The organism is Bradyrhizobium sp. DOA1 (assembly GCF_001593325.1).
Classification (GTDB): domain Bacteria; phylum Pseudomonadota; class Alphaproteobacteria; order Rhizobiales; family Xanthobacteraceae; genus Bradyrhizobium.
Genome location: NZ_JXJM01000001.1, coordinates 1,569,102 through 1,584,018 on the forward strand (window position 1 = coordinate 1,569,102; position 14,917 = coordinate 1,584,018).

The following is a 14,917-nucleotide window of genomic DNA, read 5'->3' on the forward strand; positions in this document are numbered from 1 at the left end:
GTCAGGCCACGACTTTGGCCCCGCCGCCGTCGAGGCGCTGCCGTTCCTTCGCCAGATAGTCGCCGATCGCACCGGCCGGCATGGGCTTGGCGAAATAATAGCCCTGGATGAAGTCGCACCCGAGGCGGCGCAGGGTGTCGAGCTGCGCGCGCGTCTCGACGCCCTCGACGACGCAGGCGATCTCCATGTCGTCGCACAGGCCCGTGAGCGACTTGATGATCTTGTAGCTCACGGGATTGTCGTTGATGTCGGAAACGAAGCTGCGGTCGATCTTGATCTTGTCGAGCGGCAGCCGGTGCACATGGCTCAGAGACGAATAGCCGGTGCCGAAATCGTCCAGCGAAACGCCGCAGCCCATTGCCTTCAGGGTCGCGACCGATTGCTGCGCGCGCACGAAGTCGAAGGTGACCGCGGTCTCGGTGATCTCGAAATCGATCCGATGCGGTGGCAAACCACTCTTCTCGATGATGGAGATCAGCGGCAGAATTCCCTCCGCCGCGCAGACGTCGTGGGCGGAGAGGTTGAACGACAGGCGGATGTGATCGGGCCAGGTCTTGGCGGTCGCGAGCGCGCGAACCAGCAGCGCCTGCGTCAGCGGCCGGATCAGGCCGATGCGCTCGGCGGCCGGAATGAAGTCCGCGGGCGAGACCAGTCCGAGGCGGGAGCTGTGCCAGCGCGCGAGGACCTCGAAGCCGGCGGTGTGCTCGCTCATAGCGTCCACGATCGGCTGGAACACCAGATCCATCTCAGTGCCGAGGTCGGCGCTGCGGAGCAGATTCTCGATGACGCCGCGGCTGCGGATCTCGGCCTCGAGCTCGCTCGAGAAGATGACGGTGCGGCCGCGCAGATGGCGCTTGGCGTGATAGAGCGCATAGTCGGCGCATTCATAGAGTGCCTCCGACGTCGCCGCGGAGTTCGGGAACAGCGCGAAACCAATCGAGCAGGACAGTCCGGTGTGAGCGGTGTCGAGCTGGTAGGGCAACTTGACCTGACTGCCAATGCGTTCGCCGAGCCGCATCAGATCGGCATCGTCGGGATCGCCGCACACAACGAGGCCGAACTCGTCGCCGCCAAGCCTGGCGAACTCCACGCGCTGCGGGCCAAAGCCCTTGCAAACCTCGCGGATGCGTTTGCCGGCCTCGATCAGGACACGATCGCCGACGGTGTGGCCGTAATTGTCATTGATCGGCTTGAAGCCGTCGAGATCGATGATTGCGACCGCGACGCGAACGCCCCTGCGCTCGGCATCGGTGAACGCGCTCGACAGCTCGGCGAAGAAGCGGCGGCGGTTCGGCAGCTCGGTGAGGGAGTCGAGATTGGCAAGGCGGAAGTTCTCGTCCGAGAGCGCCTGCGTCGCCGCCTGCTGCGCGAGCAACGACTTGCGGCTCGCGACGAGATCGGCAAAGTCGCGGTAGTAGATGAACAGCACCGTCACCATCGCGCCGGAGACCAGGAGATTGTTGACGGCGATCGCTTTCAGCGTCGGCTCCCCGGTGGCGAAGAAGAACAGCACATAGGGCACGTCGACGATCAGCGTCACGATCAGCGCCGCCGAACGCAGATGCATCAGCGAGAAGATGCAGCCGATCACGGTGACCGCCATGTAGAAGGCGACTTGGCTCTTGGCGAAGGGATCGCCGTAAGGGTAGAGCGCGAAGGACCAGACGGTGAAGCCGGCACCGATCGGCAGGGTCAGCCAGTTGGTGGCGCGCAGATTGCGCAAGATGTCGGCGTCGCTGCGCACGAGGTGGCGTTGACGCAGCCACCAGTAAGTGCGCAAAGCCGCGAGCACGGTGAGCACGCTCGGCACGATCATCGTCAGCCAGTCCGGCGCCACGTTCACATAGGTATAGGCGACGGCGATCGTGTTGCTCATGAGGATGAAGTAGAGCAGCGGGACCTGCTTGGAGAAGGCGTCAAACTGCGCGCGCATCAGGTCCGGATTGTCGGCCGGAACGCGAAACAGCCGCATTGCGGCGGCCAAATGAGATTTCAAATCGGCAACAGGCATTGAAATACGAGTCCCGGATCCCTGAAAAAACGCCGGCGATCTTGCACGGCCCGGGTAAAGGGCGCGTTAGATCGGGTTCCGTCGGACAGGGCTGCACCGGTTGCATGAGACCGCGGGGGCTTCCAGAACCGTGCAATGGTGATGCTCTGTTAAGCATGCCGGGCGCCCAGGTCTGACGCTTCGGCTGCGTCAGGTGGTTTGCGGCTACGTCCTGCTAACCATGCCCGGCGCAGCGTATTGTCGCACGTCAGCGGCCCGGGCTGACGTGCTCTGCGTTGCAAGGATGAAACGTGGTCGCCGCTATTTCTTGTCCAGCGCCGCGGTCTGCTTGGCCAGCTGCTTGTCGAAATCATCGGAAAGGCCGGCGATGTAGGTTGCGAGCTCCCCCGGCTTGACGAAGGGATTCGGTACGCCGTCCTTCATCTCCGCGCGCTTGGCCTGCATGCCATAGACCTCCGGATGCGGCCCGAGCAGCACGTCGATCTTCATCGCCTTAGCCTTGGCGTAGGTCGCGCGGTAGTCGTCGACGATGCCCGGATAGGTCGGCTGCCCGACCAGCCTGTTCAACGCCACAGTGCCGCTGCAGAAGAACAACACCTCGCGGTTCTGATCGCCGTCCTTGACGCTCATCTCCCAGCTCGTGCAACCCGGCGAGTGGCCGGGCGTTGCGTGAGCGCTCAGCGTGACATCGCCGAGCGTGACCTTGTCGCCTTCCTTCACGGTGCGGTCCACCTTCACCGCGGGAAAGGCGAGGTCCTGGTTTTTTTCGTCGCCGGGATAGTAACCGCCTTCGAGCAGCGGCTTGTCGCGCTCGCCGGCCACGAGCTGCGCACCGGTCTCTTTCTTGATCTCGGCGAAGCCGCCGGTGTGGTCGAGATGCGCATGCGAGTTGAGGATGAGTTTGATATTGGAAACCTTGAAGCCGAGCTTGGCGATGTTGTCCTTGATCATGCCGGTCGACTGGGGCATCGCGGTGTCCATCAGGATCAGGCCCTGCGATGTCTTGATGACGTAGACGGCAATGCCGCCGGTGCCGACATAGTAGATGTTGCCGATCAGCTGGAACGGCTCGAACGGTGCCGTCCACTTCTGCATGGCCGCCGCCAGGAAATCCTTGATGGTCTGCGCCTGCGCGCCGGTCGTAAGCAGCACGATTGCGCATAGTGCGGCCGTGAGCCTTCTCATGGTTCATCTCCCAGATTGTTCTTGTCGTTTCGATCGGGCGCGGACATCGGTGGCTCGACCGCTCCGCAAATTACGTGGTGGCGGACGTTGCGGGCAACTTCGTGTCTGGAGATATCTGATGTGCCGCGCGCGAATAACGGCAAGTCGGCCGAAGGGCGCTACGAGCAACTTGGCGCCCAATCGCCACGGGGGTAACCGTCTGACGCGGCCGTTTGCCCGCCGCGAGGAGGGGGTGCGCGATGCAGAAGGCAACCCCCAGCACTTCGCGCGCTGATGGTCGCAGAGGAAAGGATCAGGCGAGCGCGGCTTGGCGTTCCCGCGCGGGCTCGCGGACCCGATCGGATTTCGCGGGCTCGGCGAGAGGTGTAAAACTGCGCTGGCTCGCGTGCACGGGCGCCTCGACGATGACCCCCTCGCAGACGATCTGCCCGCCGAGCATCTTGAATTCCAGCTTGTCGTAGCGGGGCATCGTCTCGCCCGGCGCGGGCGGCAGCAGCCCGACACTGCCCTGGATGTTGAGCGCGGCATCGCCGGTGCCGTGAAGGCGAGGATTCCACATCCTGACGCCGGTTTCCGCCCAGCGCTGCCGGATCAGTGCGGCGCGATCGGCGGGTTCCGCTGGGCGCGCCCGAACTTTCCGCACGTTACGTACTTCGGAAGCGGGACTGACAGGGGCGGGAGGCTCCATATTCGTGACGGCGGCGTCTGGTTCAGCAGACGGAGCCTCCGCATCGATGGCTGCGGCGGGCGGAGGATCGCTTGCGGGGGACGGCGTAATCTCGATGTTCGGAGCAGAGCCGCCGTCGGAGCTGGCGTCCGCCGCAACGCTGTCGGCGTCGACTGCGGGGATTTCGTTGACCAACGGATCGATGGCTGTGGATACGACGAGCGAGGGACCGTGCTCGGCGACGGCGTCGGGAACATCCTTCAGCGCGGTCTCGACCCTGGCCGACGAAAGCGGCAATACCTCTGCAACGACGGGTTCAAACGGAGCCGCGATATCAGAAGAGATATCGGTGACGACATCGGCAGCTGCGACCGGCTCGTGCGTGAGATCCGGCGGTGAAACCGAAGCCTCTTCGACGGCAGGCACCGCCAAAACCGCCTCGGCCTCTGTCGGCGACTCTGGAGCTGAAGCGTCGTTGGCGCAAATGTCGGTCGACGGGCTCTCCGCGACGGCACAAACAGCCGTGTCATTCTCCGCGGCCGGCGGAGCCGCAACCGTGAGGTCAGCCCCATCATGCTGTGGCGCCGCGCCGATATCTGCGACTGGAGCCGGCGCAGTTTCCACGACGGCGACAATGGTGGCTGAGTCAGCTGCGGCACTCGGCGCGATGTCAACACTGCCGCCGTGCGGCGAAGACCGAAGCCGGGTGAACGCCCATTTCACCGCTGGGATGCGGCGCAGCAACGATATCAGTCTCGAAAGCACTGGGAGTTGTCCAAGAGGTACTCGGCGTGAGGCAATCGCTGATTCGTCAGCAATGTGAAAAACTGCCCCGGCCGTAACACCGATGTCAATGTAGGTGGGACCAATTGCAGAACATCGGTGCATCGTGAGGAGTGGCGCGCGATGCTGGCATGATCATCGCTACAGTGCGTTCCGGCGACATCATCGCCGCTGCTCTTCTGTCGAGAAGGGGTGAATGCGGAATCTTCGGGACGTGTCCTGGGCAAGACTCATTATCGTCGACCTTGCGTCTGACATCGACGGCGACGAGCTCTGATTGGCCCAGAACACGAGCGGATGAACGAGCCGGCTCCCAGGGTGTACTGAGCGTCATGAAGAATCGTTCCGGCCACTGATCGGTCCCGGGCCGGGGAGAGGAGCCTCGGCCCCTCTCCAGATTTCGAGCGGGGCGCTTTATTTGCCTGCGCCTGCGCTCCCGCCGGCCTGGCTGCCCATGTTGTTGGTGTTGCTGCCGCCGGCCGATGGGGTCTGCGCACCCTTGCTGTCGCTGGCCTCGTTTTGCATGTTCGACGAACGGCCTGTCGTCATCCCCTTGGTGCCGGGCCCTCGCGACGAGGGACCGACGTCGCCCTGGCCGGATGCGCCGGGGGCGGGCTGTGTCTGCGCGACGGCGCCGCCGGTCGCCAGGGCCATGATGCATGCGGATGCCAGAATGATCTTCTTCATCGTCGTCTCCTTGACTTCACCTCGAAGACAACCTGCCGCTGCTGACGATGTTCCCATCGCCGCCGATGTCGGGGGCCGTTCCGTTCAACCGCGACGAGTGAGGAACCTCTCGTGTGTTCGCATCAGCGTGAAAGTCGCCGGGATAGCGCGAGGTCTGCCTTGGGCTCAGTGCTCGACGTCGGCTGATGCAGAGACCGTCTCGGCCGCTCCGATGCTTTTTCGCCAATAGTGATCGATCTGGTCGATCAAGAGGAGCGGCAGCGGCACGTAGTTGAGCGTTTCGGCATGCGATCTTCCGCTTACGAGCGACCAGCGGACGAAGTCCATGGCAGCTGCCGACCGCTCCGGAGATTTCGGCTCCTTCGGCATCAACACGAAGGTCGTGGCCGTGATGGGGTAGGCGTCTTCGCCGGGCGCGTCGGTCAGCACCAGATGGAAATCCTTCACCGCTTTCCAGTCCGCACTGGAGGCTGCGGCCTTGAACGATCCTGCGTCGGGGATCACGAAATTGCCGGCGCTGTTCTGCACCAGGCCGAAGGCGATCTTGTCGAGCCGTTGCAGTGCGTAGGTGTATTCGAGGTAACCGATCGAGCCCGGAACGTGGCTGACCAGCGAAGCGACGCCCTCATTGCCCTTGCCGCCCACTCCGCGCGGCCACTTGACCGATGTGCCTTCACCGACGCTCGTCTTCCATTGTGGGCTGACCTTCGAGAGGTAGTTCGTCCAGTTGAATGTCGTGCCGGATCCGTCGACGCGATGGACTACGGCGATCGGCGCATTCGGCAATCTGATGTCGGGATTGATCTCGCTGATGGCCGGATCATTCCATGATTTGAGCTTGCCGAGATAGATGTCGGCGAGCACCTGCCCGGTGAAACGGATCTGTCCGGGCCTGACACCGGCGATATTGACGATCGGTACGACGCCTCCGATCACGATCGGGAATTGCATCAGGCCGAGCCTGTCCAACTCGTTGGGATCGAGCGGCATGTCGCTTGCGCCGAAATCGACGGCCTCGTTCTTAATCAAGTCGACCCCGATGCCCGAGCCGACTGCTTGATAGCTGACGGCATGGCCTGTCTTGGTATTGTATGCGTCGATCCATTTGGCCATCACAGGCGAAACGAAGGTCGAGCCCGCTCCTTTGGTTTCGGCTGCCAAGCTTTGCGTGGCGGCCAGCAGAGCGGTAAGAATGACCGGGAGCTTGATGTGTTTCGTCATGGGTCTGACGCCTAGCAGCTGAGGCACGAAGCCGGTGTGGCCTGTCTCACAATCTCGCGGAGAGGAATTCGCGCTGGCGATGGCGTACCAATCACACCACAGCGCTGGCGTGCACCGCGTCATCCGATTGAGCGAGGTCGAGGTGGTCCGAGGTCTGCCGAGCTTGCCGCGTCTCCTCTGCGAGGGCGCTGGGGCCGGGCGCAAATCCAGGCAAACCGCTTGGCTGGCCGCCAAATGCTGCCCTTTAGCGACCGAATGGCGGCTTTATTCCCGGCTCGGATGCGTTAAGGAACAAGATCGGGTCGCGCCAGCCCGATGCCGGTGCTAGACCCTGACCAGGAACAATGGCAGGCCGCGCTGGTACGGGCCGCAAACATGAAGGATGTGACGCAATGATCCAAACCGTTGGCATCATCGGGGCAGGGACCATGGGGAACGGCATCGCGCAGGTCTGCGCGGCGGCCGGGCTCTCGGTCGTGATGGTCGATATTTCCGATGCGGCGGTGAACCGCGGCCTTTCGACCGTCGGCGGCAGCCTCGAGCGCCTGGTCAAGAAGGAGAAGATGTCGGCGGCTGACCGCGAAGCGACGCTCAAGCGCATCACCGGCACCACGGACCGGGCGAGGCTGTCGGATTGCGATCTGGTCATCGAGGCCGCGACCGAGAACGAGGAGCTCAAGGTCAAGATCCTGAAGGACCTCTGTGCAACCTTGTCGCCGCGCACGCTGGTTGCAACTAACACCTCGTCGATCTCGATCACGAAGCTCGCCGCAGCGACCGACCGCCCCGATCGCTTCATCGGCATGCATTTCTTCAACCCGGTGCCGGTAATGGCGCTGCTGGAGTTGATCCGCGGCTTGCAGACCTCCGAGGACACCCACGCCAAGGCGCTTGATTTCGCCAAGCGCGTCGGCAAGGTGGCGATCACGGCCAAGAACAGCCCGGGATTCGCCGTCAACCGCATCCTGTGCCCGATGATCAACGAGGCGATCTTCGCGCTTCAGGAGGGAATCGCGACGGCGGAAGAGATCGACGCCGGCATGAAGCTCGGCTGCAACCATCCGATCGGACCGCTGGCGCTTGCCGATCTGGTCGGTCTCGACACCATGCTGTCGGTGATGGAGGTCTTTTACAAAGGCTTCAACGACCCTAAATACCGGCCAGCCCCCCTGCTGAAAGAGATGGTCGATGCCGGCCATCTCGGCCGCAAGACCGGGCAGGGCTTCTACACTTATAACGCCTGATGAAGGCACCGGCGGCGGGCCTCAGCGTCCGCCGCCAGATCCCGCAATTTGCGCTGCGACAAAGACGCCGTGCGCAATTGGCCCGACAATGCTGGACGGGCGGCTCGCGGGAACAATCGAACGGATAACAGAGGACATGTCAGATCGACTGAAGGCCGAGCGCGAGGCGGCGGCTGCGCGGCGGAACCTGCTGACCCAGGATGCGATCGAGCGCACCGGGATCACCGAGGAGATGATCGGGGAACTCGTCACCCGCTTCTACGGACGCGTGCGCGAAGACGCACTGCTCGGTCCGGTCTTTACGATCGTCCAGAACTGGGACGAGCACCTCGCTAAGCTCCGGGATTTCTGGTCGTCCGTCGTGCTGATGAGCGGCCGCTATCATGGCTCGCCGATGCGGGCGCATCTGCCGCTGAGTCTGGTCGGTGATCATTTCGACCGCTGGCTCGATCTGTTCGAGCAGACCGCACGCGAGGTCTGCCCGCCCGCGGCGGCCGCTCTCTTCATCGACAAGGCGCGGCGCATCGCCGACAGCTTTGAAATGGCATCGGCAACCGTCGCAGGCCGTATCGCATCGCCGCGTCACGTGCTCCGGTCGTAAGGCGATCTGCTCCGCTTTTGCACTGCGCACCGAGAGCGCGGTGCACCAATTCCAACATCATTGGCCTGATCTGCAAAATCGTCATGCTGATCGCGCGGTGTGACGTTGAAATTGCAAAAATGCCTTTGAATGCATTTATGGTCCCGCAATCAAAGCGAGCAAAGCCATATTGATGCACTGCGGCGCCAATTCTTCGCCTTGTTTTCGGCAGAGTTCCAGCGCCTGCTATCGGGCATGTCGAGCGCACCGTTCAACGACCCTTCCTCATCATCATCCGATCATGACGCGGAACTTGAAGCCGATGCGGGCATCGAGCAAACGCGGCGAACGCTGCTGCTCGGCGCGCTTGCGACCACCGCTTGCCTCTGCTGTTCGCCGCCGGCGCGCGCGGGCGAAGATCCGCCCGGTTCGGACGAACGGCCCCAGAAGGGCGATGTGCTGGTGTTCTCGGAAGGCGACCAGGAAGGCAAGCTCATCACCGCATCCGATCTGAAGGCTGGCGGGCCGCCGGTCCATGCCTGGCCGAAGGATCCCAATACATCCGTGGTGCGCAGTGCCTCACGGCTCAACGAGATCCTGATCATCAAGCTCGATCCCGCCGATCTCGACGAGAAGACACGCGCGCGTGCCGTCGACGGCATCATCGCCTATTCCGCGATCTGCTCGCATGCGGGCTGTCCCGTCACCGCCTGGGTGAAGAGCGACGTCGGCGACAAGGAGGTGTTCAAGTGCATGTGCCACAACTCCGAATTCGATCCTCGCGCGAGCGCGCAGGTCGTGTTCGGGCCGGCACCGCGACGGCTTGCGGCGTTGCCGCTGGCGCTCGCTGACGGCGCACTCAGCGTCGCCGGCAATTTCATGGGAAAGGTAGGTGGCACGCAGCCAGGATGACGGCGGGTTGCGGGCCATGCCCGCGTCACGAGAGGCCGCATCCGCCGACGGGCGGACGACGGGACGAACGACAAGAAACAACAAGAACGACAAGAATTCACAACAAGAATTCAAACGGATGAAAAAGGGGAACGTCCATGAAAACTTCCACCAGGAAGCAATGGTTACTGTCCGGCTTCGTCGCCTTTACGTGTCTTGCTTCAACTCTTGCCTCGACCGTCGCCATATCAGGTCCGATCGAGAATTACTCTCCGGTCACCGCGCAGCGATTGGAAAATCCCGAGCCAAGCAACTGGATGCTCTACCGGCGCACCTATGACGGGCACGGCTATAGTCCGCTCGATCAGATCAACACCTCGAACGTAAAGAACCTCACGCCGGTCTGGACCTTCGCCACCGGCGTGGTCGAAGGCCATCAGGCACCGCCGATCGTCAACAATGGCGCGATGTTCGTGACGACCCCGATGGGGCAGGTGATCGCGCTGAATGCGAAGACCGGCGACGAATACTGGCGCTACAAGCGGCAGCTTCCTGACGATCTGTTCCAGCTGCATCCGACCAACCGCGGCGTCGGCCTGTGGGAGGACAAGCTCTACCTCGCCACCACGGACGACCACGTGGTCGCGCTCGATGCCAAGACCGGCAAGGTGCTGTGGGACACCAAGGTGCAGGACTACAGGAAGGGCCAGTACCTGACCCTGATGCCGTTGATCGTCGACGGCAAGGTCATCGTCGGCGGCTCCGGCGGCGAGTTCGGCGTGCGCGGTTACGTCGTGGCTTATGATGCCAAGGACGGCAAGGAGCTGTGGCGGACCTACACCATCCCCGGCGAAGGCGAGCCCGGTCACGACACCTGGCAAGGCGACGACTGGAAGAACGGCGGCGGGTCGGCCTGGATGACCGGCAATTACGACAAGGAGACCAAGACGATCTATTGGGGCATCGGCAACGCGGCGCCATGGCCCGGCGAAACCCATCCCGGCGACAATCTCTATACTGCATCCGTGCTCGCGCTCGATCCCGACACCGGCAAGATCAAGACCCATTTCCAGTATCATCAGAACGATTCCTGGGATTGGGATGAGGTCGAGGCGCCGATGCTGATCGATCTGCAACGCAACGGCCGCACCATCAAGAGCCTGGTCCATCCGGGCCGCGACGCGATCTTCTGGGTGCTCGAGCGCACGCCGACCAAGATCAACTATGTCGCCGGCTGGCCGTTCGTCTACACCGACGTCTGGAAGGGCATCGACGAGACCGGCAAGCCGATCGTGGATCCCGCGCACAAGCCGGTGATCGGCAAGCGCGTCGAGTTTTGTCCGTCGCTGTGGGGCGGCAAGGATTGGCCGTCGGCGGCCTACAGCCAGAGGACCGGGCTCGTCTACGTGCCTGCCAACGAGAATTTCTGCGGTGGTTTCACCGGCGAGAAAGTGCCGCTCAAGCCGGGCGAACTCTGGCTCGGCACCAAGCCGGAAGACATCGGCCTCAAGACGAGACCGGGCGCCGATCATTTCGGCGAGCTGCAGGCCTGGGACCCCGTCACGGGCAAGAAAGTCTGGCAGCACAACTTCCCCAAGTCGCAACTGTTCGGATCAGTCACGGCGACGGCGGGCGATCTCGTCTTCGTCGGTGGGACCAACGACCGCAACTTCAGGGCCTTCCACGCCAAGACCGGCGAGCTGCTGTGGGAACAGAAGACCAACTCCGGCATCGTCGGCATGCCGGTGTCCTATGAGATCGATGGCACGCAGTACATCGCGATCCAGTCGGGCTGGGGCGTGGACGCACAGCGCATCCAGGATGCACTCGTGACCAACAATATCGGCATCGAAGCCAACGTGCCGCAGGGCGGCGTCGTCTGGGTATTCGCGCTGAAGAAATAGCTCCGCGGGCGGATCGAAAGAGGCGGAGCAGTAGGGGGGTGGCGAATGCGGCGGACGGCAACGTCCGCCGCATTCTTGCTTGTGCCTTGCTATGCTGGCCGTCGCGCCTACTTCCCCTGCCTGTCGACCTTGTCCTTTTCCTTTTGGTTCATCTCGCGAATCTTCGGATCCGGATTGTGCTGGCCCGTCGTCTGGTTGGTCGAGGGAGGCTGGGCATTGGCGTTGGGCAGCGAGTTCTGGTCCGGCCCGGTCGGGCGCGTGGCCGTGGTCGGCGGGGCGGTATTGCTTTGGGCGAACGCGTCCGAGGCGGTCAAAAGAAAGGCGCCCGACAGCGAGACTGCGAGCGCCTTTGAGATGTTGATCATCGATCTGCTCCTGTCAGATCGATGGAAACGGCGCGAGGCCGCTTGGGTTCCGACTCAGGCCTCCAATTGCTTGCCGATCGGAAGCGAGCGGATGCGTTTTCCCGTCGCCGCGAAGATCGCATTGATCAGCGCCGGCGCGAACGGCGGAACGCCGGGCTCGCCGACGCCGCTCGGCGGCGTGTCCGGCCCGGGCGGCACGATGTAGACGTTGGTCACCACGGGAGAGTCGTCCATCCTGACGACCTGGAAATCGTCGAAGTTCTTCTGCTGCACCTTGCCGTCCTTGAAGGTGATCTCGCCATATTTGGCGAGGCTCAGCCCCATGATCGCGGCGCCCTCGATCTGAGAGGCGATGCGCTCGGGATTGACATAGGTGCCGCAATCGATCGCGGTATCGACCCTCGGCACCGTCAGCTTGCCCTTGTCGTCGACGGCGACCTCGACGATGGTAGCGATGTAGCTGACGAAGCTGCGGTGCACGGCGATGCCGAGGCCGTGGCCCTTCGGGACCTTCCGTCCCCACTCACCCTTTTCGGCGACCAGATCGACCACCTTGCGCAAGCGCGCGGTGTCGATCGGGTAACTGTCCTCGGGCTCGCCGTAGTTCCAGAGGTCTTTCACCTCGGGCTTGACGATGCGCGGGCTCCCGATCAGCGCGAGCAGCGTCTCCTTCTGGTCGCGGCCGGTCGCTTGCGCAATCTCGCCGACCATCGATTGCACCGCGAAGGCGCGCGGGATGTTCGAGACCGAGCGGAACCAGCCGATGCGCGTGAATGCCGCGGCTTCCGGGTTCTCACAGGAGATGTTGGCGATCTCGAACGGCATGTCGACGAGGCCCATGCCGATCTCGAAGGGCGCCTGATGCACGGTCCCGGCGGCGAACGTCGAGGCGATGCTGGGGGCCACACTGCGATGGCGCCAGGCGATCACCTTGCCGCTCTTGTCGAGACCCGCCTCGATCCGCTCGACCGAGACGGTGTGCAGGAAGCCGTTGTGGATGTCGTCCTCGCGCGTCCACTGCACCTTCACCGGTGCGCCGAGCTCCTTCGAGAGCAGCGCGGCCTCGAGCGCGAAGTCGCATTTCGACTTGCGTCCGAACCCGCCGCCGAGCAGCGTGACGTTGACCGTGACGTTGGCTTCGGGAATGCCGAGCGTCTTGGCGACGTCCTCGCGGGTGCCGCCGGGGCTCTGTACCGGCGCCCAGATCTCCGCCTTGTCGCCCTTGACGTCGGCGACCGCCACCGGCGGCTCCATGGCGACATGCGCAAGATGCGGAACGTAGTACTCGCCGACAATGACCTTGTCGGCGCTCTTCAAGGCGGCATCCGCATCGCCCTCCTTGCGCAGGACAAGGCCAGGCTTGCGGGAGGCCTCCTCGAGCTCCTTGCGGTAGGCGACGGAGTCGTATTTGCCGTTGGGACCGTCGTCCCAGGTCAGCTTCAGCGCGTCGCGGCCCTTGATCGCCGCGCCGGTGTTGCGCGCGATCACCGCGACGCCGCCGAGCGGCTGGAATTTCGACGGCCACGGCCAGCCGCGCACCTGCATCACCTTCTCGACGCCGGGGATCTTCAGCGCCTCCTCCGGCTCGAACTTGACCAGCTTGCCGCCGGTCACCGGCGGACGGGCGATCACGGCATATTTCATGCCGGGCAGCCGCACGTCGGCGCCGTAATGCGCCTTGCCGGTGGTGATGTCGTGGAGATCGACGATGCCGATCTGGCCCTTGCCGAGATAGCGGAAGTTCTTGGGGTCCTTCAGCTTGAGGCCCTCGATGCTGGGCACCGATTCCTTGGCGGCGTCGGCAGCGAGCTCGCCGAAGCCGAGCTTGCGCCCGCTGGCGCTGTGGACGACCTCGTGGTTGACCGCCTTGACCTCGGTGGCTGGTACGCCCCAGCGCTTCGCCGCGGCCTGCTCCAGCATGGTCCGGGCGGAGGCGCCGATCTGTCGCATCGGGATCAGATAATGCCGCGTGCTGCGCGAGCCGTCGGTATCCTGGTTGCCGAACTTGACCTCGTCGCCATGGGCCTGCTGCACCTTGACCTTGGACCAGTCGGCTTCCATTTCCTCGGCCACGATCAGCGGCAGGCTGGTGCGAACACCGGTGCCCATTTCCGAACGATGCCCGACGATGGTCACGATGCCGTCCGGCGCGACCGAAACGAACACGCGCGGATCGACCACGACGCCGTGCGGCATCTTGCCTGCGCCGGTTTCATAGGCGAATGCCTGGCGCGACATCACGGGCGCGGCGAGCACGAAGCCGCCGGTGATGCCGAGACCTTTCAGGATGCTGCGGCGCGAGACCTTCTCGACCCTGATGTTCTTTTCGAAGCCGCGAAGCTTGCGGGGGTTGTCGATGAAATTCATGTCACACTCCCGTCGATGCGAGATGGACGGCGTTCTCGATGCGCTGGTAGCAGCCGCAACGGCAGATGTTGCCGGCCATCCCTTCGCGGATCTGGTCATGCGAGGGTTTCGGGTTGTCCATCAGGAGGGCTGCGGCCTGCATGATCTGGCCGGCCTGGCAGAAGCCGCATTGGGGCACGTTCACCTGCCGCCAAGCCTTTTGCACCGGATGATCGCCAGTGGGATGCAGCCCCTCGATCGTGGTGACCTCGCGCCCGGCGACGTCGTTGACCGACGTGATGCAGGCGCGCACGGCCTGCTTGTCGACGATGACGGTGCAGGCGCCGCACAGGGCCTGGCCGCAGCCATATTTGGTGCCGGTCAGGCCGGCCTCGTCACGGAGGAACCAGAGTAGCGGGAGATCCGGGTCGCCGTCCCAGCTCTGTTCCTGGCCGTTGATCTTCACCTTGATCATGATCGTCCCTCGCTCTTCATAAGCATGCCAAATTGAAATTGCGCCGACGCCGGTCGGCGACGGTTCGTGCGTCGTGTCGCCGCATTCCGCCGTCATCCCGCGCGGGCAAATCCCGAAAGGGGGCGGAACGCTAATGGCGATGTTTGGATGTGCTCGATACCTCCCGTTTTTGTTCTTAATTGATTGAACTTCGCGCGGCATCGTGACGGCGCGATCGTAGCAGAGATCGCTCCGGCTCGGCGTTCACAGCCGAGTGTTCACCGGGAAAACATTGCATCCATGATTTGTCAAAAGCAGGGCGCGGCGGCATGCCGCGCGCTTGCGATGCGGGGGCAGTCAAAAAAGCTTCGTCCGGCAGGAAGGCTGCACGGACGAAGCAGGATGCCTCAGTCGAGGGAGGGAGAACGCAGGCACCGGGAGCTTCAAGCAGGAAGCTGACGGTCCTGCGCAGTCATTCAGAGACCAGGACTGAGGAGCTGATGGTCCTCACATACGCGTGGTGCAGAGGCGGCGGCATCGCCGCGGCGGTCCCCGGACGGAGACCGATCCGGCTCGCTG

Annotated in this window: 12 protein-coding genes; 4 read left to right on the forward strand and 8 right to left on the reverse strand. The window is 63.5% G+C overall.

Translation table 11 applies throughout. The annotated features are described in order from the left end of the window. Position 1: 1 nt before the first annotated feature. The 5 genes from SE91_RS07245 to pstS form a co-directional block, all read right to left on the reverse strand. Positions 2-2,011: a putative bifunctional diguanylate cyclase/phosphodiesterase gene (locus SE91_RS07245; RefSeq protein ID WP_061847093.1), complete on the reverse strand. Its 2,010-nt coding sequence runs from the start codon at positions 2,009-2,011 to the stop codon at positions 2-4. A gap of 300 nt (positions 2,012-2,311) precedes the next feature. Further along, complete coding sequence (gene blaBJP, locus SE91_RS07250; RefSeq protein ID WP_061847094.1) at positions 2,312-3,196, reverse strand: BJP family subclass B3 metallo-beta-lactamase; 885 nt, start codon at positions 3,194-3,196, stop codon at positions 2,312-2,314. A 292-nt stretch (positions 3,197-3,488) separates the two neighbouring features. Then, positions 3,489-4,607 (reverse strand): hypothetical protein, encoded by a 1,119-nt coding sequence (locus SE91_RS07255; RefSeq protein WP_063921344.1) that lies wholly within the window; start codon positions 4,605-4,607, stop codon positions 3,489-3,491. A gap of 453 nt (positions 4,608-5,060) precedes the next feature. Beyond that, entirely contained in the window at positions 5,061-5,333 is a 273-nt protein-coding gene (locus tag SE91_RS07260) for a hypothetical protein (protein ID WP_061847096.1), read from the reverse strand. A 165-nt stretch (positions 5,334-5,498) separates the two neighbouring features. Beyond that, complete coding sequence (gene pstS, locus SE91_RS07265; RefSeq protein WP_061847097.1) at positions 5,499-6,554, reverse strand: phosphate ABC transporter substrate-binding protein PstS; 1,056 nt, start codon at positions 6,552-6,554, stop codon at positions 5,499-5,501. Positions 6,555-6,946: 392 nt separating this feature from the next. Between pstS and SE91_RS07270 the strand changes: the two genes are divergently transcribed. From SE91_RS07270 to SE91_RS07285, 4 genes are all read left to right on the forward strand, one after another. Continuing rightward, a complete protein-coding gene (locus SE91_RS07270; RefSeq protein WP_061847098.1) occupies positions 6,947-7,798 on the forward strand; it encodes a 3-hydroxybutyryl-CoA dehydrogenase in 852 nt (283 codons plus the stop codon). A gap of 136 nt (positions 7,799-7,934) precedes the next feature. Then, complete coding sequence (locus SE91_RS07275; protein ID WP_061847099.1) at positions 7,935-8,399, forward strand: group III truncated hemoglobin; 465 nt, start codon at positions 7,935-7,937, stop codon at positions 8,397-8,399. A gap of 234 nt (positions 8,400-8,633) precedes the next feature. Beyond that, complete coding sequence (locus tag SE91_RS07280) at positions 8,634-9,290, forward strand: QcrA and Rieske domain-containing protein (RefSeq protein ID WP_061851026.1); 657 nt, start codon at positions 8,634-8,636, stop codon at positions 9,288-9,290. Between the two features lie 137 nt (positions 9,291-9,427). Next, complete coding sequence (locus tag SE91_RS07285) at positions 9,428-11,173, forward strand: methanol/ethanol family PQQ-dependent dehydrogenase (RefSeq protein ID WP_060736697.1); 1,746 nt, start codon at positions 9,428-9,430, stop codon at positions 11,171-11,173. Between the two features lie 107 nt (positions 11,174-11,280). On the opposite strand, the gene SE91_RS07290 is transcribed toward SE91_RS07285, so the two are convergent. The 3 genes from SE91_RS07290 to SE91_RS07300 are packed head-to-tail and all read right to left on the reverse strand — an operon-like array spanning position 11,281 to position 14,359. Continuing rightward, a complete protein-coding gene (locus SE91_RS07290; RefSeq protein ID WP_061847100.1) occupies positions 11,281-11,538 on the reverse strand; it encodes a hypothetical protein in 258 nt (85 codons plus the stop codon). 54 nt (positions 11,539-11,592) lie between these two features. Further along, positions 11,593-13,905 carry a xanthine dehydrogenase family protein molybdopterin-binding subunit gene (locus tag SE91_RS07295; RefSeq protein ID WP_061847101.1) on the reverse strand — a complete coding sequence of 771 codons (2,313 nt, stop codon included), beginning with the start codon at positions 13,903-13,905 and terminating at the stop codon, positions 11,593-11,595. 1 nt (position 13,906) lies between these two features. Next, positions 13,907-14,359: a (2Fe-2S)-binding protein gene (locus SE91_RS07300; RefSeq protein ID WP_060737855.1), complete on the reverse strand. Its 453-nt coding sequence runs from the start codon at positions 14,357-14,359 to the stop codon at positions 13,907-13,909. Positions 14,360-14,917 lie beyond the last annotated feature (558 nt).